The organism is Cupriavidus sp. H19C3, from assembly GCF_049393815.1.
Taxonomy (GTDB): Bacteria; Pseudomonadota; Gammaproteobacteria; order Burkholderiales; family Burkholderiaceae; genus Cupriavidus.
Genome location: NZ_CP184985.1, coordinates 2,144,784 through 2,169,426, shown reverse-complemented (window position 1 = coordinate 2,169,426; position 24,643 = coordinate 2,144,784). Strand labels below are relative to the sequence as shown.

The following is a 24,643-nucleotide window of genomic DNA, read 5'->3' as shown; positions in this document are numbered from 1 at the left end:
ATGGCCGAGCCCGCCGGCGAGCCTGCACGCTCGCATCCCGCGTTTGGCAAGATGCTGGACGATCTCTTCCGCGATGCCGGCGGCCATGCCTTCTTCTGGCAACTGGCGGTACTGGGCGGCTGTCTCGCGGTAGCGTGGCTGCTGGCCCGCAATGTGGTGAAGCGGCTCGACGAGCGCCACGCCTCGTCGAGCTTTGCGCTGCGCTTTGCCGCCACCAGCCTGGAGCGGGCCATGTTCCCGCTGTTCGGCTGGCTGCTGGTGCTCGGTGCCCGCTTCGCGCTGGAACCGTTCCTCTCGGTCAGCGTGCTGCGGCTGGCGCTGGTGCCGTTGTTCGGCATCATGTTCCTGTATTTCGCCTTTTACATCCTGCGCCGCGTGCTGTCCGCCAACGGGCAGCTGCACGGCATGCTGGTGCTGGTGGAAAAGGTGCTGACCACGGTCGTATGGCTTGCCATGGCGCTTTACGTGCTGGGGCTGTTCTGGGACGTGGTGGCGTGGATGCAGGCGGTACGCTTCTCAGTGGGCGGCAAGCAGGATGTCACGCTTGCCGATACGCTGCTGGCAGTGGTCTGGATCCTGCTGACGGTGCTGGTGGCGATGTGGTTCGGCTCGTGGCTCGAAGAGCGCCTGATGGGCGCGACCAGCATCGACACCAGCCTCAAGGTGGTGCTGACCCGCATCGCCAAGGCATTGCTGCTGCTCGTGTCCCTCCTGCTGAGCCTGTCGCTGGTGGGCATCGACCTCACCGTGCTGTCGGTGTTCGGCGGCGCGCTGGGGGTCGGTCTCGGTCTGGGGCTGCAAAAGATCGCCAGCAACTATATTTCTGGCTTCATCATCCTGCTGGACCGCTCGGTCAAACTCGGCGACCAGATCACGGTGGACAAGTACACCGGTATCGTCGCGCAGATCCGCACGCGCTACACCGTGGTGCGCAACGGCGATGGCGAGACGCTGGTGCCGAACGAGCAACTGGTGGCGCAGCCGGTGCAGAACCACTCGTTCTCGAATACCAATGTGCGCGTGGCCACGCGGGTGCAGGCCGACTATGCGGCGGACCCCGAAATGGTGCTTGGCCTGCTCGAGAGCTGTGTGCGGGAACTGCCACGTGTGCTGGCCGAGCCCAGACCGTCGGCGTTCCTGGTATCGTTTGCCGAAAGCGGCATCGAATACGAAGTGGCGGTCAATATCGCCGATCCGCAGAACGGCAAGCTGGGCGTGCAATCGGCAATGAACCGCGCCATCTGGCGGGTTTTCCGCGACCACGGCATTTCGATTCCGTACCCGCAGCGCGAGATTCGGGCGCTGCCAGCGTCACTCGCGGAACCATCCCCCGACAGGGCTCTCAAAGTCGGGGAAAAAGCGGATGTCCCGCCTGCTGCGATCCGGTAGAATGATGGCTTGTCGCGGGTCGCTTGTCGCGGGCCGCAGCACCGCCACACCTCACGCCAGACAACCGCCAGATTGCAGCGGTTCGTACCGTGTACCGCCTGGGCCCCCCGCGGGAAGATTCTCGTGGAACCCATGTTCCCCAGGCGCGTCAAGATAGCTATCGCAATCAGGTGATTTTGCAGTTTTTTTTCTGCTGCGTGTGTGTGGCTGGCATTGTCATGCCTTGCCGCAAGACCCCTGTTTAATGGACGGAGAACAGTTTGTTCGACACAATTCTTGACTGGGCCGCCAACGGCCTTGCCAACTGGTCCTGGTGGGAGATCGTCATCTTTACGCTGGTGGTGACGCATATCACCATCGCGGGCGTTACCATCTTTCTGCATCGTTGCATGGCCCACCGCTCGCTGGACCTGCATCCGATCGCCCAGCATTTCTTCCGCTTCTGGCTGTGGCTGACCACGGGCATGGTGACCAAGGAGTGGACCGCGATCCACCGCAAGCACCACGCCAAATGCGAAACCGAGGAAGATCCGCATAGCCCGCAGACGCGCGGTATCCGCAAGGTGCTGCTCGAGGGCGCGGAGCTCTATCGCGCCGAGGCGAAGAACAAGGAGACCATCTCCAAGTTTGGCCATGGCACGCCCGACGACTGGATCGAGCGCAACATCTATTCGCGTTTCAGCTGGCAGGGCGTGGCCATCATGCTGATCATCGATCTCGCGCTGTTCGGCCTGGTCGGCATGAGCGTGTGGGCCGTGCAGATGCTGTGGATCCCGATCCATGCCGCCGGCGTGATCAATGGTCTCGGCCACTGGTGGGGCTATCGCAACTACGATTGCGAGGATGCTTCGACCAACATCTCGCCGTGGGGCATCATCATCGGTGGCGAGGAGCTGCACAACAACCACCATACGTATCCGACCTCGGCCAAGTTCTCGGTCAAGTGGTACGAGTTCGACGTGGGCTGGTGGTATATCCGCGCGATGCAGTCGGTCGGCCTGGCCAAGGTCAAGAAGACGCCGCCCAAGGCCCGTCTGGTCGATGCCCGCCCGGTGGATCACAATACGCTCGAGGCCATCATCGCCAATCGCTACGATGTGATGGCGCGCTACACCAAGGCCGTCAAGGGCGCGTTCCGCCAGGAGCTCGAAAAGCTCAAGGAAGGGCGCGTGGCCGAGTACGCCAACCTGAAGCCGGCGCGCAAGTGGTTCCATCGCGACGAGGCCAAGCTGGCCGCCACGCAGCGCGAGCATCTGGAGAGCATCGTGGAACAGCACAAGGCACTGCATACGTTTGTGGAAATGCGCCGCGAGCTGGCAGCAATCTGGGGCCGTTCCAACCTCACGCGCGAGCAGCTGCTGCAGCAGCTGCAGGCCTGGTGCCACCGCGCCGAGGCCAGCGGCATCCAGGCACTGCACGACTTTTCGCTGCGCCTGCGTCGTTACGCCTGATACACGCTACAATCGGCCTTGCGCCCGCATGGCTGAAGAGAATAAGCCCCGCCCCTGGCGGGGCTTTTCTTTTGGCTACACTCCCCCATGTTCCGACCGATATCCGGTGCCGCAGGTACGGCACCGCGCCGGGCGCGCCGAGGAGTACCGCAGAGATGACCCCACAGACCATAAAGACCGTCGAGTTCGAAAAGCCGAACCTCACGGATTCCGACATGACCGCCGGCAGCAGCTGCGTCGCGCATGCCTGGGCCAAGGTGCCGCCCGTGCTGTCGCCGGACGAGCGTGCCGCCCTGAAGGATCGCATCCGTCGCCTGCTCAAGGAGCGTAACGCGGTACTGGTGGCGCACTACTATGTCGATGCCGACTTGCAGGACCTGGCCGAGGAAACCGGGGGCTGTGTCTCCGATTCGCTCGAGATGGCCCGCTTCGGCCGCGAGCATGCGGCCAGCACGCTCGTGGTGGCCGGTGTGCGCTTCATGGGCGAGACCGCGAAGATCCTGAGCCCCGAGAAGACCATCCTGATGCCTGACCTCGACGCGACGTGCTCGCTCGACCTGGGCTGCCCGGCCGACGACTTCGCGGCATTCTGCGATGCACATCCCGACCGTACGGTGGTGGTCTATGCCAACACCAGCGCAGCGGTAAAGGCGCGTGCCGACTGGATGGTGACATCGAGCATCGGCCTCAGGATCGTCGAGCACCTGCATGCGCGCGGCGAGAAGATCCTGTGGGCGCCGGACAAGCATCTGGGCGGCTATATCCAGAAGCAGACCGGGGCCGACATGCTGCTGTGGCAAGGTTCCTGCCTCGTGCACGACGAGTTCAAGGGCATCGAGCTGGACCTGCTGCGCAAGGAATATCCGAAGGCGAAGATCCTCGTGCACCCGGAATCGCCGGCCAGCGTAGTGGCCCAGGCCGATGTGGTGGGCTCCACCACCCAGCTGATCACGGCGGCGCAGCAGCTCGACGCCAACGAATTCATCGTGGCCACCGACAACGGCATCCTGCACAAGATGCGCATGGCCGCGCCCGGCAAGCATTTCATCGAGGCACCCACCGCCGGCAACAGCGCCACGTGCAAGAGCTGCGCGCACTGCCCGTGGATGGCGATGAATGCGCTGACCAACCTGGCAGAGGTGCTGGAGTCCGGGCGCAACGAGATTCACGTCGACCCCGCCATCGGACGCCAGGCCTATACCTGTATCGATCGCATGCTCGATTTCGCGGCGCGCGAGAAGGCCAGGGTAAGGCCGTCGGCCGACCTGGCCGCCGAGGCGCAGTTGTTCCAGGGAGTCGGTCCGGCATGAGCGTCAATCCTGTATTCGACAGCTATGGTCCGGCCCTGCGCGCCGCGCTGGAAGCCAACGTCAAGGCGGCAATCGCCGAGGACGTCGGTACCGGCGACCTGACCGGACTGCTGGTGCCGGCCGACAAGATGGCCCGCGCCCGCGTCATCGTGCGCGAGGAGGCCGTGCTGTGCGGTCAGCCGTGGTTCGATGCCTGCATGAAGGCGGTGGACGAGCGGCTGGTCGTGACGTGGAAGAAAGAAGAGGGCGCCCGCCTGTCTCCGGAAGACGTGGTGTGCGAGATTGCCGGCCCGGCCCGCGCGCTGCTGACGGCCGAACGGCCTTCGCTGAACTTTCTGCAGCTGCTGTCCGGCGTAGCGTCCACCACGCGTCGCTATGCCGATCTGATCGCTGGCACGCGCGCCCGCGTGCTCGATACCCGCAAGACCCTGCCCGGCCTGCGGCTGGCGCAGAAGTACGCGGTCAAGCTTGGCGGTGGCGAAAACCAGCGGCTGGCGCTCTATGACGGCATCCTGATCAAGGAAAACCATATCGCCGCCGCCGGCAGCATTACGGCCGCGATGCAGGCGGCGCTGGCGCTCGGCACGCAAGCGACCATCCAGATCGAGGTGGAATCGATTGCGGAGTTGAAGGAGGCGCTGGCAGCCGGTGCGAAGTCGATCCTGATCGACAACTTCACGCGCGCGATGATGTGCGAGGCCGTGGAGGTCAATGCCGGCCGTGCGCTGCTGGAAGTCTCGGGCGGCGTGAACTTCGATACCATTCGCGCCTTTGCCGAGACTGGCGTCGACCGCATCTCGGTCGGCGTACTGACCAAGGACGTACGCGCGACGGACTACTCGCTCAGGATCGTCGACTGACGGTCCTGGGTGCGGTTAGCCGCGCGCTTTCTGCTTGCCGTTCCGGTGCGCTTCGGCGCGGCCGGACAGCGGCTGCAGTACGGTGGGCAGCGCCTTCGGCAGGGTGTCCGGATAGTCGCGGCTGTAGTGCAGGCCGCGGCTCTCGTGCCGCGAGTACGCACTGTCGACGATCAGCGATGCCACTTCCACGAGATTGCGTAACTCCAGCAGGTCGCGGGTGACGCGGAAGTTCGCGTAGTACTCGGCGATCTCCTCGCGCAGCAGGCCGATGCGATGCTGCGCGCGTTCCAGGCGCTTGTCGGTCCGCACGATACCGACGTAGTTCCACATCATGCGCCGCAATTCATCCCAGTTATGCGACACCACGACTTCCTCGTCGGCGTCGGATACGCGGCTTTCATCCCACGCCGGCAGCTGGATATCCGGCGCGCCGGCCTTGTCCTGTATGGCGATATCAGCCGCCGCCGCGCGGCCGATGACCATGCATTCCAGCAGCGAATTCGACGCGAGGCGATTGGCGCCATGCAGGCCCGTGCAGGCGGTCTCGCCCACGGCGTAGAGGTTGGCGATATCGGTACGGCCCGCGGTATCGGTGACCACGCCGCCGCACGTGTAGTGGGCGGCTGGCACCACGGGAATCGGCTCGCGTGTGATGTCGATGCCGAACTCCAGGCAGCGCGCGTGGATGGTCGGGAAGTGTTCCTTGAGGAAGGCCGCCGGCTGGTGCGTGATATCCAGGTACACGCAATCGAGGCCGCGCTTCTTCATTTCGAAGTCGATCGCACGCGCCACCACGTCGCGCGGCGCCAGTTCGGCGCGGGAATCGTGCTCGGGCATGAAGCGGGTCCCGTCCGGCAGCTTCAGCAGGCCGCCCTCGCCGCGTACCGCCTCGGAGATCAGGAAGGATTTCGCATACGGGTGGTACAGGCAGGTGGGATGGAACTGGATGAATTCCATATTGGCCACGCGGCAGCCCGCGCGCCACGCCATGGCGATGCCGTCGCCGGTGGCGGTATCCGGATTGGTCGTATAGAGATAGACCTTGCCCGCGCCGCCCGCCGCCAGCACCGTATGCGTGGCCGTGATGGTGCGCACTTCGCCCGAGGGATCGTCCAGCACGTAGAGGCCGTAGCAGCGGTTGCCCGGCAGGCCGAGCTTGCCGGCCGTGATCAGGTCGATCGCGAACTGATCCTCGATGATGGTGATGTTGGGATGCTGGCGCGCCTGTTCGGCCAGCGTGGTCACCACCGCATGGCCGGTCGCATCGGCCGCATGGATGATGCGGCGATGGCTATGGCCGCCTTCGCGAGTCAGGTGAAAGCCGAGTTCGGCCTGGGCGTCGCGCGTGAATGGCACGCCGCGATCGATCAGCCACTGGATCGCTTCACGGCCATGCTCCACGATGAAGCGGGTCGCACCTTCGTCGCACAAGCCTGCGCCGGCGACCAGCGTGTCCTGCGTGTGTTCGTCGTGGCTGTCGCCGGAATCAAGCACTGCGGCGATGCCGCCCTGGGCCCAGTCGCTCGCGCCCTGGTTCATGGCGCGCTTGGTCAGGATGGCAACCCGATGGGTATCGGCCAACTGCAGTGCGACGGTAAGGCCAGCCAGTCCGCTGCCGACGATCGCGACGTCGTAGTTCATGGTGCGGGATGCGCGCAGGGCGCGGGCGTTGCGTGAAAGCTGGAAAGTGTACACCCGCATGCGTTGCGCCGCGCGCCCTTGGCGACCTCGAATGTCCCGGAGCCGCGGCGGGCCGCATGCGGCAAACCGCAGGCAACAAAAAACCCCGCGCCGGGCGGGGTTCTTCGTCAAAGTCGCAAGACCAATTACTTGATCTTGGTTTCCTTGTAAGCGACGTGCTTGCGGGCGACAGGATCGAACTTCATGATCTCCATCTTTTCCGGCATGGTGCGCTTGTTCTTGGTCGTCGTGTAGAAATGACCCGTACCTGCGGTCGATTCCAGCTTGATCTTGTCGCGTCCGCCTTTGCTGGCCATGGTGTACTCCTATTTAGACTTCGCCGCGTGCGCGCAGGTCGGCGAGCACGGCGTCGATGCCTTTCTTGTCGATCAGGCGCAGACCGGCGTTCGAGACGCGCAGGCTCACCCAGCGGTTTTCCGATTCAACGAAGAAGCGGCGATTCTGCAGGTTGGGCAGAAAACGGCGCTTGGTCTTGTTGTTCGCGTGGGAAACGTTGTTGCCGACCATCGGCGCTTTCCCGGTCACTTGACAGACGCGTGCCATGAAGCACTCCTAAATCTTATTCGTGGACAATGTTCGCAACAGATCAACAAAAGGCGCGACAAAAGACGCGCTCGGCGCGTTCGGCCCGGACTGCAGCGGTTGAGACTTCAGCAAAACGAGCATTATAGACCGGAAGCGCACAGGGAATCAACGCTTTCCACGCGTTGACGCCGGGCGCTGTGGCGTCGTGCCGCGGGCGTCACCTGGGCACTGGGTTGGCAGCCCGCCGCGCGGACTTCAATCGTGCACCGCCATGGGGCCGGGCAACTGGTCATGCTCGGCCAGCGAGTAAACCTCGCGGCCGGCCACAATGTAGTGGTCCAGCAGCTCGATGTCCAGCGTGCCGAGCGCCCGCGCCAGTCGGCGCGTGGCGGTAAGGTCGCTGCGGCTGGGCGCTGCCGCGCCGCCGGGGTGGTTATGGGCCACGATCACGCTGGCGGCGTTGTGATGCAAGGCCTCGCGCGCGACTTCGCGCGGATAGATGCAGGCCTGGCGCAGCGAGCCGCGAAACAGTTCGCGGCTATGGATGAGGCCGTGCTGGGTGTCCAGGAACAGGCAATAAAAAGCTTCGTAAGGCAGATGGGACAGCGTCAGGCGCAGGTAATCGCGCACCGCACGCGACGTGCCGAGGGTGTGCGGCACACGCAGGGACTCCGCCAGCGCACGCCGCGCGAGTTCTGGCACCACCTGCAACTGGGCGAACTTGGCCTGGCCGATGCCTTTGACTGCCGCCAGACTATCGGCGTCGGCGGCGAATAGCCGCGTGAGTGAGCCAAAACTTCCGATGAGCTCGCGCGAGAGGTCGAGCGCGGTCTTGCCGGCCGCGCCCACGCGCAGGAACACCGCGAGCAGTTCGGCGTCCGACAGGGCGGCGGCACCCGTTTGCAGCAGCTTTTCGCGCGGCCGCTCGCAGGCGGGCCAGTCGGTAATCGGCATGATTCGCTCCCTTGCCAGGATCGTCGTCAGGGTAACTGTCGGCGCCAGTTGGTCCAGTCGCATACAATACGGGTTGTTGACCGGTTGATCACCCATGAATTTGCAAAATTTTGCGTCGGAAGCGGAGGGCGGCACGGCTGGCCGCAAGACCGTACAGGCGGACTCCTTCCTGACCCTGCACTACAGTATTTCCCTCGAGAACGGTACCGAAGTGGTGAGCACTTTCGAAGAGAAGCCCGCCACGCTGCTGCTTGGTCAGGGTCAGCTCGCCCCCACGCTGGAGCAGGCGCTGCTTGGCATGCCGGAGGGCGAGCGCATGACCTACCGGCTGGCGCCCGAGCACGCCTTCGGACCGCGCAATCCGGAACTGCTGCAATGGGTGTCGCTGGCCACGTTGCGTGAGAACAGTTCGTTCGAGGAAGACTATGCTCCTGGCGATCTCGTCGAATTCAATGCGCCTGGCGGCGGCAGCTACGCCGGCGTGCTCAAGGAATTCGGTGACACCGCCGCGCTGTTCGACTTCAATCACCCGCTGGCCGGACAGACGATCCTGTTTGACGTCCACCTGATCGGAATTCTCTGATGTCATTCGTTGCGGAACGCCCCATGCACGACAACTTGCCCGCCCTCGATGCCGAGATCCTGCTCGCGCAACCGCGCGGCTTCTGCGCGGGCGTGGACCGTGCGATCGAAATCGTCGAGCGCGCGCTCGAGCGCTTCGGCTCGCCCATCTACGTGCGCCATGAAATCGTGCACAACGCCTACGTGGTGGAAGACCTGCGCAAGAAAGGCGCGATCTTCGTGGATGAACTCGACGAAGTGCCGTCGGGCTCGACCGTCATCTTCAGCGCTCATGGCGTTTCGAAGGAAGTGCGTGCCGATGCGGTGGCGCGGGGCCTCACCGTGTTCGATGCCACCTGCCCGCTGGTGACCAAGGTCCACGTGGAAGTGGGCAAGATGCGCGCCGAGGGCTGCGAGATCATCATGATCGGTCACCGTGGCCATCCGGAAGTGGAAGGCACGATGGGCCAGTCGGAGCGGGGCATGCTGCTGGTGGAGTCGGTCGAGGACGTGCGGCGCCTGGAGGTATCGAATCCCGCGCAGCTCGCCTATGTCACCCAAACCACGCTGTCTGTCGACGAGACCGCCGAGATCGTGGCCGCGCTGAAGGCGCGCTTCCCCGAGATCCGCGAGCCCAAGAAGCAGGACATCTGCTATGCCACGCAGAACCGCCAGGACGCCGTGAAGTTCATGGTGCCGCAGGTGGAGGTGGTGATCGTGGTGGGCAGCCCTAACAGTTCGAACTCCAACCGTCTGCGTGAACTGGCGGACCGCCTGGGTGTGCCTGCCTATATGGTGGACGACCCCTCGCAGCTGCGGCCGGAATGGGTGGCGGGCAAGCGCCGGATCGGTCTGACCGCGGGCGCATCGGCACCCGAGGCACTGGCGCAGGCCATCGTCGAGCGGCTGCGTGCGCTCGGTGCGCGCCAGGTGCGTGCCCTGGAAGGCGTGGAAGAGAACATGTCGTTCCCGCTGCCACGCGGACTCGCCAGCGTTTCGGTCTGACGACCGTCCTGAGCGACAGCACAACGGCACCAGCATGGTGCCGTTTTTTTATGGCCGCGCCGCTGTCCGCGCCTGCTTCCAGTTAATCGCCCGAGTCAGCTGTCTTAACACGCAGACAATATCAGGGTAATCCCCCGGTCTGGGGTTTTCCCTATTATGGTGCGACCATACATTATGCACATTGGAGAGGCGCCCGCCGATTAGAAATAAATACCTATTTAAAACGGCGTCTATTATGAGTCGCCGCGCCAGCGTCGGAAATGTCACATTCCGCGGCCTAGGCACGAATCTTGTTAGCTTAGGCCACGGGTCCGTCAGATGGGCGGAGATTGCCCCAATCTGTGCATTGGGGAAATTCCCTAGCGCATTTGACGGGAAAACGGTTCAGGTTGTTGCGTCGCATATTGCATCCGCAAAAAAAGGGGATACAATGCGCGGCGTTTCAAATTGAAACTAAACAAAGGCGGTACGGGGGAGCTTCCGGGAGGGTCCAAGTACTCCCCTGTTTTTGTGAATCCTAGGAGATCACTCATGCAATTCACGTTTGCCAAGATTCTGCCGATCGCGGCTGCAGTGGCGCTGGTCGCTGCTTGCGGCAAGAAGGAAGAAAAGCCGGCCGATGCGGCAGCATCGGCACCTGCCGCGGCGGCTGCCCCCGCGGCTGGCAGCGGTGAGGTCGTCGTCAAGATCGGCCACGCGGCTCCGCTGACCGGTGGTATTGCCCACCTTGGCAAGGACAACGAGAACGGCGCGCGCCTGGCCGTCGAGGAAGTCAACAAGACCGGCCTCGAGATTGGCGGCAAGAAGATCAAGCTGGAACTGGTGGGCGAAGACGACGCCGCCGATCCGAAGACCGGTACCGCCGTGGCGCAGAAGCTGGTGGATGCCAAGGTCGTGGCAGTGGTGGGTCACCTGAACTCGGGCGTGTCGATTCCCGCCTCGAAGATCTACAGCGATGCCGGCATCGTCCAGATCTCGCCGTCGTCGACCAACCCCGACTACACCAAGCAAGGCTTCAAGACCACGTACCGCGTGGTCGCGACCGACGCCCAGCAGGGTCCGGCGCTGGCCAACTACGCTGCCAAGAGCCTGCACGCCAAGAGCGTGGCGATCGTCGACGACGCCACCGCCTACGGCAAGGGCCTGGCCGACGAGTTCGAGAAGACCGCCAAGGCGGCCGGCGTGAACGTGGTGGCACGTGAAGCCACCAACGACAAGGCCACCGACTTCAAGGCCATTCTGACCAAGATCAAGGGCAAGAAGCCGGACGTGATCATGTACGGCGGCATGGACGCCACCGGCGGTCCGTTCGCCAAGCAGGCCAAGGAGCTGGGCATCCAGTCGAAGATCGTGGGCGGCGACGGCGTCTGTACCGACAAGGTAGCCGAGCTGGCCGGCGATGCCGTGTCGAACATCATCTGCTCGGAAGCCGGTCTGGCCCTGTCGAAGATGGAAACTGGCGCGGACTTCGAGAAGCGCTACCAGGCTCGTTTCAACTCGCCGGTGCAGATCTACGCACCGTTCACCTACGACGCCGTGATGGTGATCGTGGACGCGATGAAGCGCGCCAACTCGGCCGAGCCCGCCGCCATCCTGGCCGAAATGCCCAAGACGAACTACAAGGGCGTGATCGGCAACATCGCCTTCGACGAGAAGGGCGACATGAAGGAAGGCACCATCACGCTGTACGAGTACAAGGACAAGAAGAAGTCCGTCCTCGACGTCGTGAAGATGTAATCCAGGGCACCCCTGCCCCTACGAACGGCACCGTGAGTACCTTGCGGTGCCGTTCTTTTTAGTCCGGCCACACGCCGACAGCATCCTTACCATGGGTGGAAGCGTACGGACAGCACACCAGCCACGAACTAGACTACCACCCATCACACACGCGGCCTGCCCCGCGGCATCCACACCATGCCGTCCGGACCAGGCCTGTAGCAGGAGTTTTCATGGATATCTTTATCCAGCAGATCGTGAACGGTCTGGTGCTCGGCAGCATCTACGCGCTGATCGCACTGGGCTACACCATGGTCTACGGCATTCTGGGCATCATCAACTTCGCCCACGGCGATGTCCTGATGATCGGCGCGCTGACCGCGCTTTCCGCCATCCTCGGCTTGCAGAAGTTTGCGCCGGGGCTCCCCGAATGGCTGACGCTGGTGATCGCCACGCTGATCGCCATGCCCGTCTGCGCGGTACTCGCCTATACCATCGAACGCGTCGCCTACCGGCCATTGCGTAATGCGCCGCGCCTGGCGCCGCTGATCACCGCGATCGGCGTCTCGATCATCCTCCAGACCATGGGCATGCTGATCTGGTCGCGCAATCCGCTGACCTTCCCGCAGCTGCTGCCGTCGAGCCCGATCGATATCGGCTCCACCGGCGCTACCATCACCGGCAAGGAAATCGTCATCATCGGCATGGCCGTGATGGTGATGGCCGGCCTGCTGGCCCTGGTCAACCGCACCAAGCTCGGCCGCGCGATGCGTGCGACCGCCGAGAACCAGAAGGTGGCGGGCCTGATGGGCGTCAACCCCAACTTCGTGATTTCGGCCACGTTCATGATCGGCGCCACGCTGGCGGCGCTGGCGGGCGTGATGATGGCCACCAACTACGGTAACGCCCACTTCTACATGGGCTTCATTCCGGGCCTGAAGGCGTTCACCGCCGCGGTGCTCGGCGGCATCGGCAACCTGGCCGGCGCGATGGTCGGCGGCATGCTGCTCGGCCTGATCGAAGCCCTCGGGGCCGGCTATATCGGCGACCTGACCAATGGCGTGTTCGGCTCGAACTACCAGGACGTCTTCGCCTTCATCGTGCTGATCACCGTGCTCGTGTTCCGTCCGTCCGGCATCATGGGCGAACGTGTCGCGGACCGTGCCTGAGGAGAGCGAAATCATGAATACTCCGCTTCCATCGACGGCCGTCGCCGCACCCTCGAAGGTGCCGGCCAAGACCCTGGCCGCGCTGCTCGGCTTTCTCGTCGTGGCGCTGTGCGCGCCGTTCTTTGTCCAGACCTTCGGCGGCAACTACTGGGTGCGCGTGCTCGACTTTGCGCTGCTCTACATCATGCTGGCGCTGGGCCTGAACATCGTGGTCGGTTTTGCCGGTCTGCTTGACCTCGGCTACATCGCGTTCTACGCGGTGGGTGCCTACTGCATGGCGCTGCTGGGCTCGCCGCATCTGGCCAACCAGTTCGAGGCCATCCAGGCGCTGTTTCCCAACGGCATCCACCTGACCATATGGCTGGTGCTGCCGATCGCGGTGCTGGTGGCGGCGACCTTCGGCGTGCTGCTGGGGGCGCCGACGCTGAAGCTGCGCGGGGACTACCTGGCCATCGTGACGCTCGGCTTCGGCGAGATCATCCGCATCTTCATGAACAACCTGGACCGGCCGGTCAACATCACCAACGGCCCCAAGGGCATCACGGCGGTGGACCCGGTACATATCTTCGGGTTCGACTTCTCGAAGTCGCATGAGATCTTCGGCATGAAGTTCACGCCGGTCTTCATGTACTACTACCTGCTGGTGTTCCTGGTCATCGTGATCGTGTTCGTCTGCCTGCGTCTGCAGAACTCGCGCATCGGCCGCGCCTGGGTGGCGATTCGCGAAGACGAGATCGCGGCCAAGGCGATGGGCATCAATACGCGCAACATGAAGCTGCTGGCGTTTGCCATGGGCGCATCGTTCGGCGGTGCCTCGGGTGCCGTGTTCGGCGCGTTCCAGGGCTTCGTGTCGCCGGAGTCGTTCACGCTGTGGGAATCGATCTACATCCTGGCCATCGTGGTGCTGGGCGGCATGGGCCATATTCCGGGTGTGATTCTCGGCGGCATCCTGCTGGTGGGCTTTCAGGAACTGCTGCGCGCCGTGGCCGAACCGATCCAGACCGGCCTGTTCGGCCAGGTGATCGTCGATGCCGAAGTGCTGCGCCAGTTGCTGTTCGGCCTGGCCCTGGTCGGCGTGATGCTGTACCGCCCGGCGGGCCTGTGGCCGTCGCCGCGCAAGGAAGATCGCCCCGTGGTCCGTCGTGCCGGCAGTGTCGGCCGTTTCTGAAGCAGGAGGAAGCGTCATGAGCAACAACGAATTCCTCCTGTCGGTACAGGGGGTCAACAAGCGATTCGGCGGCCTGCAGGCACTTTCGGAAGTGGGCCTGCAGATCAAGCCCGGCGAGATCTATGGCCTGATCGGTCCCAACGGCGCCGGCAAGACCACGTTCTTCAACGTGATCACGGGCCTCTACACGCCCGACTCGGGCGAGTTCGTGCTGGGCGGTCAGCCGTACCAGCCCACGGCCGTGCACCAGGTGGCCAGGGCCGGCATTGCCCGCACGTTCCAGAACATCCGCCTGTTCGGCGACATGACCGCGCTCGAGAACGTGATGGTGGGCCGTCATGTACGTTCGAAAGCGGGCGTCTTCGGCGCGATCTTCCGTCCGCCCTCGGTGCGGCACGAAGAGGAGGGCATCGAGGACATGGCGCACGACCTGCTCGACTATGTCGGCATCGGCAAGTACGCCAACTTCACCTCGCGCAACCTGTCGTACGGTCACCAGCGCCGCCTGGAAATCGCGCGCGCGCTGGCCACCGAGCCGAAGCTGCTTGCGCTGGACGAACCGGCCGCCGGCATGAACGCGACCGAGAAGGTGGAACTGCGCGGCCTGCTCGAAAAGATCCGCAACGATGGCAAGACCATCCTGCTGATCGAGCACGACGTGAAGCTGGTGATGGGGCTGTGCAACCGCCTGACCGTGCTTGACTACGGCAAGGTCATCGCGCAGGGCCTGCCGCAGGAGGTCCAGAGCAACCCGGCCGTGATCGAGGCATACCTCGGCGCATCGGCGCACTGAGGCGGAGGCACATCGAGATGAAACAGACAGTACTGAAGATTGCCGGCCTCAAGGTGGCGTACGGTGGCATCCAGGCCGTCAAGGGCGTGGATCTGGAAATTCACGAAGGCGAGCTGGTGACCCTGATCGGCGCCAACGGCGCCGGCAAGACCACCACCATGAAGGCCATTACCGGCCTGCAGGGCTGGGCGGGCGGCGACGTGGAGTACATGGGCAAGTCCATCAAGGGCGTGCCCAGCTACAAGCTGCTCAAGCAGGGCCTGGCGATGGTGCCGGAAGGCCGCGGCGTGTTTGCCCGCATGACCATCACCGAGAACCTGCAGATGGGCGCGTACACGCGCGACGACGAGGCTGGCATCAAGGCCGATATCGATCGCATGTTCGAGACCTTCCCGCGTCTGAAGGAGCGTGCCAACCAGCTGGCCGGCACGATGTCCGGCGGTGAGCAGCAGATGCTGGCCATGGCGCGCGCGCTGATGAGCCAGCCGAAACTGCTGCTGCTGGACGAGCCGTCGATGGGTCTGTCGCCGATCATGGTCGAGAAGATCTTCGAGGTGGTGCGCACGGTCTCGGCACAGGGCGTGACCATCCTGCTGGTGGAGCAGAATGCGCGCCTGGCGCTGCAGGCGGCGCACCGAGGCTACGTGATGGAGTCCGGTCTCATCACCATGAACGGGGACGCGCGCCAGATGCTGGACGACCCGAAGGTGCGTGCCGCCTATCTCGGCGAGTAAGCGCCTGGACCGCGGCGCGTTGCGCCGCGGTCATCGCAGCAGCCAGACAAAAAGGCCCCGCGGGGCCTTTTTGTTTTCCGCCACGAGGATTGACGTGCGTCACGGCGACCGTGCGGGGGCCGTGCCAGACTTGCCCGCAACAATAACGGCGGTCCCCTGCCGGTTCGACAGGTTTCGATTTCGACAGGTTTCGACAAGCTTCGACAAGCTTCGACAAGCTTCGACAAGCTTCGACAAGCTTCGACAAGCTTCGACAAGCTTCGACAAGCTTCGACAAGCTTCGACAGGGAGGCAGCAATGGCGCGACGGATGCGAGCAGGCCGGCGGGGAGGTCTCGCCATGGTGGCGACGGTGGCGACGGTGGCGACGGTGGCGATAGCGACATGGCTGCCGGGGCCCGCGCATGCGGACTACGACCGGCCGCTCCTGGTCAGCGCGCAGGTCACCTATTGGCAGGCCGACGACCGCGAATGCGCTGGCACGCTGATCACGCCGCGCGTGATCGTGACCGCCGCGCGCTGCCTGCGGCGCAAGCGGCCCGACGAGACGTTTTATATCCGCGCCGGCGGGGTACTGGCCAGTGCCAGGGCGGAGCGTTATTCGCTCCGCATCGGTCCGCTTGGTGATATCGGACTGGTGCTGCTCGATCAGCCCTATCCCGGTGCCGCGGATGCCGACACCGCGCAGATCCCGAGCTATCGGCAGGAGTACCGGATGCTCGTCGATGGCAATGCCGAGATGACCACCGGCGCGCGACTGGTGGTGTATGCCAATGACCGCAACCAGTCCCTGCCGGGCAGTGCGCCGCGGCGCCTGCCGTATTACGTGTCGCACGCGCATCCGAGCGCGGATGGCTTTGCGCCGGTCCGTCATGTCTTCTATCGCTCGCTCGCGAGCTATCGCCGGCACGAGCCGCAGCGCCTGGCGGTTGCCACCAAAGGCCGAAGAAACGCGATCCTGAGCCGCGCGGTGCTGCGGCGTGCCCGCAACCTCGGTCTGTCCGACCTCGACCTCGACGACGCGCTATTGCTGATGGCCGGTCTCGACAACGACCGGGCCAATCGCATCGCCGCGCCGGTCGGCGAGGGCGATCTCGGTGGCGGCATATTCCATGTCGATGGCAACCAACGCGAATGGCTGGTGGGCACGACCCTGGGGGCGCCGGCGAACGTGCGCCATAGTCTCTACTGGCCCTGGGTGTTCGATGTGCTGATGCGCAACGCCATGCGGCACGATGCCATCGCGCTGGCGCGCAAGGTGCTGGGAACCGGCGAGTGGGGCGACTTGGGCGACTTGGGCGAGTCGGGCGAGTCGGGCGCGGGCGGGCCGGGCAAGTTGGGCGAGATCTACGTGGACGAGCAGGCCGATACCGGCAAGGTCGGCTTCTTTCGCCGGTTGAGCAATGCCGTCGGCGGCGAATTGCCGGCGCATGGCAGCGACAATCCGCATTGGGAGTACCTGGGCACGCGTCTGCCCGATGCACAGCAGGCGACGGCACGATTCTTCCGGCCTGCGGTCCGCGGAGGCGCGGCGCCCGGCGAGATCCATATCGTGAGCAACCCGTACACGGAGCAAGCCGAGTACTACCAGCGCCGCCATGCCGACGCCGGCGGGCTCGACCCTGGCTATCCGCCGCCCCGGACCGACAACGCCGCGTGGCGGTATCTCGGCACCGATCTCGCCGGGGCCCGGACGATGAAGGGCTGGCCCAATGTACCGCATGTCGGCGATGGCGCCAGGATGAAAAAAGGGCCTCGCATGGCGCGAGGCCCGGCTCCGGCGTAGGCCCCTGAAGGCGCAGCCTGGCGCGCACCGGGAGGGCATCCGAGCGGATGCCGTGACCCGGCGCGGCCGCTCCCGCTTACGCCAGTTTCTTCAGCAGCGTGCGCAGCATGCCGATCATCTGGTCGATCTCGTCGCGCGTCACGTTCAGGGCCGGCATGAAGCGCAGCAGGTTGGGGCGCGGCGAGTTCAGCAGCAGGCCGGCGGGAGCCATGTCGCGCGCTTCCTCAACGATCTGCGGACCGATGTCCTTGCCGAGCATCAGCGCGCGCAGCAAGCCCTCGCCACGCTCGCCCTCAAGGCCGAACTCGGACGACAGGCCGAGCAGTTGCTCGCGCAGGTATTCGCCCTTGGCCTTGACCTCGTCGAGGAAGCCCGGTGCGACCAACTGCTCGAGCACCGCCGTACCAACCGCCGTCATCAGCGGATTGCCGTTGTAGGTACCGCCCTGATCGCCGGCTTCGAAACTGGCCACGTCGGCCTTGCACAGCAGCGCGGACAACGGCACGCCGCCGCCGATGCCCTTGCCCAGCGTCATGATGTCCGGCTCCACGCCCGACAGCTCGTAGGCGAACAGCGTGCCGCAGCGGCCGCAGCCGGTCTGTACCTCATCGACGATCAGCAGCAGCTTGTGCTGGTCGGCCAGCGCGCGCAGGCCCTGCATGAACTCGCGCGAGGCGGGAATCACGCCGCCTTCGCCCTGCACCGGCTCGAGCATAATGCCGACGGTCTTGTCGGTGATGAGCTTCTCCACCGAGGCCAGATCGTTGAGTTCCGCCTTGGGGAAGCCCGGCACCTGCGGCGCGAAGATGGTGTCCCAGCCCGCCTTGCCCGACGCGCTCATGGTGGCGAGCGTGCGGCCGTGGAAGCTGTGGTCCATCGTGATGATCTCGTAGGCGCCGTTCTTGTGCTTGCGGCCCCATTTGCGCGCGAGCTTGATCGCCCCCTCGTTGGCTTCCGCGCCGCTGTTGGCGAAGAAGACCTTGTCGAAGCAGCTGTGCTGCGTGAGCAGGTTGGCCAGCGTGAGCATCGGCTCGTTGTAGAACGCCGGGCTCGGATTGATCAGCTTGCGGGCCTGCTTCTCGACCGCGGCGATCATGCCGTCGTTCGAATGGCCGAGGCAGTTCACCGCCCAGCCCTGCACGAAATCCAGATAGCGCTTGCCGTTGTGATCCGTCAGCCATGAGCCCTTGCCTTCGGTGAAGACGAGTTCGGGCCGGTTGGTGATGTACATCAGGGATTGGACGGGGTACTCAGCAAATGCCATGGCGGACTCCTGGGGTCGGCATGAAACGATGAAAACGATCGGCGATGAAAAGATCGAAACCGTCGCGCGATAACAAGACAAAAAACAGAAAACAGAAAACAGAAAACAAAAAGCCACGGGGGTTGCCCGTGGCTCGTTGACGTGAACTAGCGCTGTCGACGATCAGCCGCGCGGCACCCCGGGGTTGGGGAGCAACGTACGGAACTGGCGTCGAACATGGCGTGCAAGGTTCATGGCGGCCAATATAAGACGCACGCGCCCCCGTGTCAAAACGAAATTTCGCAGACCCGGGTGGCATTGTTGTGTCGACGGCACGGCGCGCGGCTCGCGCGGGCCCCGCTCAGGCGCCGCCAGCCGGGTGCAGGTCGGCCTCGGACGTGAACGAATCGGCAAAGAATGCATCCTCGTGCAGGCGGCACTGCGCCGTGAAGTCGTGGCGGGCCGCGTTCACCATCACCGGCGCGCCGCACGCGTAGACCTCGTGACCCGACAGGTCCGGGTGATCCGCCATGACGGCCTGGTGGACAAAGCCGGTGCGGCCGCTCCACTGGTCCTCGGCCGCGGCGTCGGACACCACCGGCACGTACTTGAAGCTGGGCAGGTCGCGCGCCCATTGCTCGCACAGCGCGTGCATGTACAGGTCGCGCGGACGGCGCCCGCCCCAGTACAGCGTCATCGGCCGCTCGATACCGGTGTACGCGGCATGTTCCACGATAGCCTTGATCGGCGCGAAGCCGGTACCCGAGGCCAGCAGGATGATCGGCTTGTCCGAGTCCTCGCGCAGGAAGAAGCTGCCCAGCGGACCTTCGAAGCGCAGGATGTCGCGCTCCTTCATCGCCGGGGCGCCTTCCCTGGCGCCGAACACGTAGTCGGTGAACGCGCCGCCCGGCATATGGCGGATATGGAGTTCGATCGGACCTTCTTCGTGCGGCGGCGTGGCGATCGAATAGCTGCGACGCTTGCCGTCGCGCAGCAGGAATTCCACGTACTGGCCGGCCAGGTACTGCATGCGCTCGGTCGCGGGCAGTTGCAGGCGTACCGCGACCACGTCGTCGGCCAGGCGCTCCAGCGTTTGCACGCGGCACGGAATCTTCTTGATCGGGATATCGCCGGCACCGTGCACCTCGCGGCATTCGATGGTGATATCGGAGGTGGCGCTGGCGCAGCAGAACAGCGCGCGCCCTTCGGTCTTTTCCTGGGCCGTCAGCGCCGAAGCGGCGTGGTCGCCCTGGTGGATCGTGCCGGCCACCACGCGGCCCTTGCACGAGCCGCACGCGCCGTTCTTGCAGCCATACGGCAGGCCGATGCTATGGCGCAGGGCGGCGCCGAGAATGGTTTCGTCGGCGGCCACCTCGAACTTGTGGCCACTCGGCATGACGGTTACTTGATAAGCCATAATCAGGTCTATGAGCCAAATTCTGTCGCCGCTTCCGGCAAATTCATCTTCCACGCCCAGCGTGTCACAGCCGACGCCGGGGCAACCGGGCCAGTCGCAGACAGCGCGGCAGTCGCGGCGCCTGGGTCGTCCGCGCCTGCTGATCGTCGGGTGCGGGGATGTCGGCACACGCTGTCTGCGCCTGCTTGCTGCACGCCTGCGCGTGTTCGCGGTGACGTCGCAACCGGCGCGCCGCGACGAACTGCGGGCCGCCGGCGCGGTGCCGCTGGTCGCGGACCTCGACCGGCCCGCCACGCTGGCGCGGCTGCGGGGCCTGGCCAATCGTGTCATCGACCTTGCGCCGCCGCCCGCGCAAGGCGATGGCGATCCCCGTACGCGTGCGCTGCTGGTCGCATTGCGTCGCGCAGCCTGGCGCCGTGCGCGGGCCGGCTGGCCTGCGCCACGCGGGCGCGCAGCAGGCGCGGGAGGCGTCCACGAGGCCGCCATTCTACCCGAGCGGGGATGGCACCGCGCGTATGCGCCGGCCGTGCCCTACGCGGCAGCGGGGGCATTCGTCTACGCCAGCACCACCGGCGTCTATGGCGACCGTGGCGGCGCGCGCGTGCAGGAATTTCATGCCGTGCGTCCGCAGACTGCACGGGCGCGACGCCGTGTGGCGGCCGAGGCCGAGGTGCGCCAGTTCGGGCGCGCGGCTGGCTGGCGCGCCAGCATCGTGCGCATTCCCGGCATCTACGCCGACGATCGCCTGCCCGTGGCGCGCCTGCACAAGCGCACACCGGCGCTGGCGCCGCAGGACGATGTCTACACAAGCCATATTCATGCCGACGACCTCGCCCGCACCATGATCGCGGCGCTGTGGCGGGGCCGGGCCCAGCGCGTGGTGCATGCGAGCGACGATACCGAACTGCGCATGGCCGACTACTTCGACCTCGTGGCCGACCGTCGCGGGTTGCCACGTCCGCCGCGCATCACGCGCGCGGAGGCGCGCGACGTGATCGACGCCAACCTCATGAGCTTCATGAGCGAATCGCGCCGGCTCGACAATCGCCGGCTCAAGCGCGAACTCCGCATGAAGCTGCGCTTTCCTACCGTCCGTTCGTTCTTCGACGCCTGAGCGCGTCTGGCGAGGTGCGTGGCACGTCGCTTGCATGGCGTGTCGCCTGGATTCCCTGTCTATACAGCATTGACGATGGGTTGCCTCTTCTCTGTGCATGGTTGCCCGACGTCGGGTGCGTGCGCGCCGAGGTTGGTGCAAACCCTTCGTTGACTTGTATAGACAGGGATAGGAATATGTGCCGACATTCGCGTCGGCCATCTCTGCCATCGCAGCCTGTCCAGATCGACACCAAGGAGCCGCAGCATGACCCTGCCTCGCCGAGCAATGCATTCCCTCTTGTCCGTCGCGATGGCCGGCGCGACCCTCGCCGCCGGCGCCGTACACGCGCAGAACGTCCCCGTGACACTGGGCATGAGCGGCTGGACCGGCTTTGCGCCGCTAACGCTCGCGGACAAGGCCGGCATCTTCAAGCAGCACGGCGTGGATGTCGACATCAAGATGATTCCGCAGAAGGACCGCCATCTGGCCCTCGCATCCGGCGCCATCCAGTGCGCGGCCACCACGGTGGAAACGCACGTGGCCTGGAACGCCAACGGTGTGCCCATCACGCAGATCGTGCAGCTCGACAAATCCTACGGGGCCGACGGCCTGGCGGTGCGTCCCGACATCAAGTCGTTTGCCGGACTCAAGGGCAAGACGGTCGGCGTCGACGCGCCGGGCACCGCGCCGTATTTCGGGCTGGCATGGATGCTCAAGAAAAACGGCATGACGCTCAAGGACGTCAAGACCACCACGCTCTCGCCGCAGGCGGCGGCGCAGGCCTTCGTCGCCGGTCAGAACGACGCGGCCATGACCTACGAACCGTACCTGTCCACGGTGCGGGCCAATCCCGACAAGGGGCACATCCTGGCCACCACGCTCGACTATCCGATGGTGACCGATACGCTCGGCTGCTCGCCCAAATGGCTCAAGGAGAATCCCAAGGCGGCGCAGGCGCTGGTCGACAGCTATTTCGCCGCGCTGGAGATGATTCGCAAGGACCCGGCCAGGTCGAACGAGATCATGGGCGCGGCGGTCAAGCAGACCGGCGAGCAGTTCGCCAAATCCTCGGCCTATCTGCGCTGGCAGGACAAGGAAGCGAATCGCCGGTTCTTTGCCGGCGAGCTGGCCGCCTTCAGCAAGGAGGCCGCGGCCGTGCTGCTGGAGATCGGCGTGATCAGGCAGGTGCCGGATGTCACCACGCTCTATGACGCGCGGTTCCTGAAGTAAGCGCGATGTCCTCCGCCCGCAAGGAGGCCGCCATGGCCTCGTCCTCGACTCCCGTGTCCGCCACGCTCGCCCCTGCGCCGACTACCGTCTCGACCGCCGCGCCACCGCGCGCGCGGCATCCGTGGCTGTCGCCGCTCGCACCCGTGTCGCCGCAGGCGCGCTGGTGGCTCGGGCTCGGTTTCTTCGTGCTGTTCTTTGCGCTGTGGGCCGGCGTGACGTTCGGCGGCCTGGTGCCGCGCACGTTCCTGGCCGATCCGCTCACGATGGCGCGCGAAGGCGTGCTGCTGTTCACGGAGTACGGCTTTCTGGGCGATATCGGCATGACCGTGTGGCGGGTGCTCGGTGGCTTTGTGCTGGCCGCGGTGCTGGCGGTGCCGCTCGGTATTGCCATGGGCGCGTACAAGGCCGCCGAGGCGTTCTTCGAACCCTTTATCTCGTTCTGCCGCTACCTGCCCGCGTCGGCATTCATTCCGCTGCTGATCCTGTGGGCCGGCATCGGCGAAACGCAGAAGCTGCTGGTGATCTTTATCGGCTCGTTCTTCCAGATCGTGCTGATGGTGGCGGTGACCGTAGGCGGCGCCCGGCGCGATCTGGTCGAGGCCGCCTATACGCTCGGGGCCACGCCGCGCGGCATCGTGCGCCGCGTGCTGATTCCCGGCGCCGCGCCGGAGATCGCCGAGATCCTGCGGCTGGTGCTCGGCTGGGCCTGGACCTATGTGATCGTGGCCGAGCTGATCGGTTCGTCCTCGGGCATCGGCCACATGATCACGGACAGCCAGGCACTGCTCAATACCGGGCAGATCATTTTCGGCATCATCGTGATCGGCTGTATCGGGCTGGTGTCGGACCTCGTCTTCAAGCTGGCCAACCAGCGCCTGTTTCCGTGGAGTGCGATCCGATGAGCGCGTTATCGATCCAGCAGGTTTCCCGCACGTTTGCCAATCCGCGCGGAGGCGCCACGCAGGCGCTGCTGCCCGTCGACTTCGACGTGCGCGACAACGACTTCGTGACGATCCTCGGCCCCTCCGGCTGCGGCAAATCCACGCTGCTGCGCATCGTGGCCGGCCTGGATACGCCGACTGGCGGGCGCGTGCTGCTCGACGGCCAGCCCGTGACCGGCCCGGGCGCCGATCGCGGCATGGTGTTCCAGTCGTACACGCTGTTCCCGTGGCTCACCATCGAGCAGAACGTGCGTTTTGGCCTGCGCGAGCGTGGCATGCGCGTGGCCGAGCAGAAAGAGCGCAGCGACTTCTTTATCGCGCGCGTGGGGCTGCGCGGCTTCGAGCATCATTATCCGAAGCAGTTGTCGGGTGGCATGCAGCAGCGCACGGCAATTGCGCGGGCGCTCGCCAACGATCCGAAGATCCTCCTGCTCGACGAACCGTTCGGCGCGCTCGACAACCAGACGCGCGTGCTGATGCAGGAACTGTTGCTCGGGATCTGGGAGTCCGCGCGCAAGACGGTATTATTCGTCACGCACGATATCGACGAGGCCATCTTCATGGCCAACCGCGTGGCGGTGTTTTCCGCCCGGCCGGGTCGCATCAAGTGCGAGATCGCGGTGGATTTTCCCCATCCGCGCCATTACACGATCAAGACGTCGCCGGAGTTTTCGGCGTTGAAGGCGCGTCTGACGGAGGAGATTCGTGCCGAGGCGATGGCCGCGGCCGAGCATTGAGCCCCATGAATCAAGCAGCCAGCCCGACGCCCACGTCCGGCACGCCCACCGCGCCCGCGGCGCTCTACCAGCAGGTCAAGGACTATATCGCCCGCGAGATCCAGAGTGGCGCCTGGCGACCGGGCGACCGGGTGCCGTCCGAACAGGAACTGGTGACGCGCTTTTCCGTCTCGCGCATGACCGTCAATCGCGCGCTGCGCGAACTGGCGGAGCAGGGCCGGGTGGTGCGCGTGGCCGGTGTCGGCACCTTCGTGGCCGAGCACAAGCCGCAGTCGACGCTGCTCTCGGTGGTGAACCTGCAGGACGAGATCCGCATGCGCGGGCACAACTACGCGTGCGACGTCATTCTCGTCGAGCGCGTGGCGGCGTCCATCGAGGTCGCGGCCGCGCTCGACCTGCGTACCGGCGAATCGGTGTTCCACTCGGTCTGCGTGCATCGCGAGGATGGCGTGCCGATCCAGCTCGAGGACCGCTACGTCAACCCGCGCGTGGCGCCGGACTTTATCCACCAGGATTTCCGCGATACCCAGCCCGGCGAGTACCTGTTGCGCAATGTGCCGTACGACCAGGTCGAACACGTGGTCGACGCCATCGCCGCGACGCCCGAGCAGGCTGCCTATCTGGAGATGCCGGTGACCCAGCCGTGCCTGCTGCTGACCCGCCGTACGTGGACCCGTGGCGTGCCGGTCACGTTCGTACGCTGCCTGCATCCTGGCAACCGCTACCGCCTGGGCAGCCGCTTCCGTGCCGACGGCAACCCCGCCTTCGGCTGACCGTCCGGTCTGACCCGTAATTTTTCTGCCGCAGCGAGCCATTTTCGTCTAAGCTGTATAGACAGGCTCATACAAGCGAGCCCAA

The 24,643-nt window shown here is 65.1% G+C and carries 23 protein-coding genes; 17 read left to right on the top strand and 6 right to left on the bottom strand.

What is annotated here, in order from left to right:
* The 4 genes from DFLDMN_RS10090 (at position 1) to nadC (ending at position 5,010) form a co-directional block, all read left to right on the top strand.
* Positions 1 to 1,389, top strand: a complete 1,389-nt coding sequence (locus tag DFLDMN_RS10090) for a mechanosensitive ion channel family protein (RefSeq protein ID WP_423194835.1) — start codon at positions 1 to 3, stop codon at positions 1,387 to 1,389.
* Between the two features lie 260 nt (positions 1,390 to 1,649).
* Entirely contained in the window at positions 1,650 to 2,840 is a 1,191-nt protein-coding gene (locus DFLDMN_RS10085) for an acyl-CoA desaturase (protein ID WP_423194834.1), read from the top strand.
* Between the two features lie 155 nt (positions 2,841 to 2,995).
* Entirely contained in the window at positions 2,996 to 4,150 is a 1,155-nt protein-coding gene (nadA, locus tag DFLDMN_RS10080; protein ID WP_423194833.1) for a quinolinate synthase, read from the top strand.
* On the top strand, positions 4,147 to 5,010 hold the full coding sequence (nadC, locus tag DFLDMN_RS10075) for a carboxylating nicotinate-nucleotide diphosphorylase (protein ID WP_423194832.1): 864 nt from the start codon (positions 4,147 to 4,149) through the stop codon (positions 5,008 to 5,010). Before nadA ends, nadC begins: the two co-directional genes overlap by 4 nt.
* 15 nt (positions 5,011 to 5,025) lie before the next feature.
* Here the strand turns inward: nadC and nadB are convergent, their stop codons facing one another.
* The 4 genes from nadB to radC all read right to left on the bottom strand — a co-directional run bounded on the left by nadB (position 5,026) and on the right by radC (position 8,190).
* A complete protein-coding gene (gene nadB, locus DFLDMN_RS10070; protein WP_423194831.1) occupies positions 5,026 to 6,651 on the bottom strand; it encodes an L-aspartate oxidase in 1,626 nt (541 codons plus the stop codon).
* A 185-nt stretch (positions 6,652 to 6,836) separates the two neighbouring features.
* Complete coding sequence (gene rpmG, locus DFLDMN_RS10065) at positions 6,837 to 7,007, bottom strand: 50S ribosomal protein L33 (RefSeq protein ID WP_010814980.1); 171 nt, start codon at positions 7,005 to 7,007, stop codon at positions 6,837 to 6,839.
* Between the two features lie 13 nt (positions 7,008 to 7,020).
* Entirely contained in the window at positions 7,021 to 7,254 is a 234-nt protein-coding gene (gene rpmB / locus DFLDMN_RS10060) for a 50S ribosomal protein L28 (protein WP_008644908.1), read from the bottom strand.
* Positions 7,255 to 7,491: 237 nt separating this feature from the next.
* Entirely contained in the window at positions 7,492 to 8,190 is a 699-nt protein-coding gene (gene radC / locus DFLDMN_RS10055) for a RadC family protein (RefSeq protein WP_423194830.1), read from the bottom strand.
* Between the two features lie 94 nt (positions 8,191 to 8,284).
* Between radC and DFLDMN_RS10050 the strand changes: the two genes are divergently transcribed.
* From DFLDMN_RS10050 to DFLDMN_RS10015, 8 genes are all read left to right on the top strand, one after another.
* On the top strand, positions 8,285 to 8,773 hold the full coding sequence (locus DFLDMN_RS10050) for an FKBP-type peptidyl-prolyl cis-trans isomerase (protein WP_423194829.1): 489 nt from the start codon (positions 8,285 to 8,287) through the stop codon (positions 8,771 to 8,773).
* Positions 8,774 to 8,796: 23 nt separating this feature from the next.
* The gene (gene ispH / locus DFLDMN_RS10045) at positions 8,797 to 9,756 is read left to right on the top strand and encodes a 4-hydroxy-3-methylbut-2-enyl diphosphate reductase (RefSeq protein WP_423194828.1); all 960 of its coding nucleotides are present in this window, start codon (positions 8,797 to 8,799) and stop codon (positions 9,754 to 9,756) included.
* A gap of 531 nt (positions 9,757 to 10,287) precedes the next feature.
* On the top strand, positions 10,288 to 11,493 hold the full coding sequence (locus tag DFLDMN_RS10040; protein WP_423194827.1) for a branched-chain amino acid ABC transporter substrate-binding protein: 1,206 nt from the start codon (positions 10,288 to 10,290) through the stop codon (positions 11,491 to 11,493).
* A gap of 212 nt (positions 11,494 to 11,705) precedes the next feature.
* Complete coding sequence (locus DFLDMN_RS10035) at positions 11,706 to 12,641, top strand: branched-chain amino acid ABC transporter permease (RefSeq protein ID WP_423194826.1); 936 nt, start codon at positions 11,706 to 11,708, stop codon at positions 12,639 to 12,641.
* Between the two features lie 13 nt (positions 12,642 to 12,654).
* The gene (locus DFLDMN_RS10030; RefSeq protein ID WP_423194825.1) at positions 12,655 to 13,809 is read left to right on the top strand and encodes an ABC transporter permease subunit; all 1,155 of its coding nucleotides are present in this window, start codon (positions 12,655 to 12,657) and stop codon (positions 13,807 to 13,809) included.
* Positions 13,810 to 13,825: 16 nt separating this feature from the next.
* Complete coding sequence (locus DFLDMN_RS10025) at positions 13,826 to 14,602, top strand: ABC transporter ATP-binding protein (protein WP_423194824.1); 777 nt, start codon at positions 13,826 to 13,828, stop codon at positions 14,600 to 14,602.
* Between the two features lie 17 nt (positions 14,603 to 14,619).
* Positions 14,620 to 15,336, top strand: coding sequence for an ABC transporter ATP-binding protein (locus DFLDMN_RS10020; RefSeq protein WP_423194823.1), 717 nt, complete (start codon positions 14,620 to 14,622; stop codon positions 15,334 to 15,336).
* 339 nt (positions 15,337 to 15,675) lie between these two features.
* Positions 15,676 to 17,121 (top strand): hypothetical protein, encoded by a 1,446-nt coding sequence (locus tag DFLDMN_RS10015; protein ID WP_423194822.1) that lies wholly within the window; start codon positions 15,676 to 15,678, stop codon positions 17,119 to 17,121.
* A gap of 76 nt (positions 17,122 to 17,197) precedes the next feature.
* Here DFLDMN_RS10015 and DFLDMN_RS10010 read toward each other — a convergent pair whose 3' ends face one another.
* Together DFLDMN_RS10010 and DFLDMN_RS10005 are read right to left on the bottom strand one after the other, a co-directional pair.
* Positions 17,198 to 18,385 carry an acetylornithine transaminase gene (locus DFLDMN_RS10010; protein ID WP_423194821.1) on the bottom strand — a complete coding sequence of 396 codons (1,188 nt, stop codon included), beginning with the start codon at positions 18,383 to 18,385 and terminating at the stop codon, positions 17,198 to 17,200.
* A 340-nt stretch (positions 18,386 to 18,725) separates the two neighbouring features.
* The gene (locus tag DFLDMN_RS10005; protein WP_423194820.1) at positions 18,726 to 19,781 is read right to left on the bottom strand and encodes a CDP-6-deoxy-delta-3,4-glucoseen reductase; all 1,056 of its coding nucleotides are present in this window, start codon (positions 19,779 to 19,781) and stop codon (positions 18,726 to 18,728) included.
* A 10-nt stretch (positions 19,782 to 19,791) separates the two neighbouring features.
* Here DFLDMN_RS10005 and DFLDMN_RS10000 point away from each other — a divergent pair, with 10 nt between their 5' ends.
* The 5 genes from DFLDMN_RS10000 (at position 19,792) to hutC (ending at position 24,558) form a co-directional block, all read left to right on the top strand.
* A complete protein-coding gene (locus DFLDMN_RS10000) occupies positions 19,792 to 20,895 on the top strand; it encodes an NAD-dependent epimerase/dehydratase family protein (protein ID WP_423194819.1) in 1,104 nt (367 codons plus the stop codon).
* Between the two features lie 246 nt (positions 20,896 to 21,141).
* Positions 21,142 to 22,107, top strand: coding sequence for an ABC transporter substrate-binding protein (locus DFLDMN_RS09995; RefSeq protein WP_423194818.1), 966 nt, complete (start codon positions 21,142 to 21,144; stop codon positions 22,105 to 22,107).
* Positions 22,108 to 22,139: 32 nt separating this feature from the next.
* The gene (locus DFLDMN_RS09990; RefSeq protein ID WP_423194817.1) at positions 22,140 to 23,009 is read left to right on the top strand and encodes an ABC transporter permease; all 870 of its coding nucleotides are present in this window, start codon (positions 22,140 to 22,142) and stop codon (positions 23,007 to 23,009) included.
* Positions 23,006 to 23,785 carry an ABC transporter ATP-binding protein gene (locus DFLDMN_RS09985; protein ID WP_423194816.1) on the top strand — a complete coding sequence of 260 codons (780 nt, stop codon included), beginning with the start codon at positions 23,006 to 23,008 and terminating at the stop codon, positions 23,783 to 23,785. The genes DFLDMN_RS09990 and DFLDMN_RS09985 overlap by 4 nt, the downstream gene beginning before the upstream one ends.
* Positions 23,786 to 23,790: 5 nt before the next feature.
* The gene (gene hutC / locus DFLDMN_RS09980; RefSeq protein ID WP_423194815.1) at positions 23,791 to 24,558 is read left to right on the top strand and encodes a histidine utilization repressor; all 768 of its coding nucleotides are present in this window, start codon (positions 23,791 to 23,793) and stop codon (positions 24,556 to 24,558) included.
* The last annotated feature ends 85 nt before the right edge of the window (positions 24,559 to 24,643 follow it).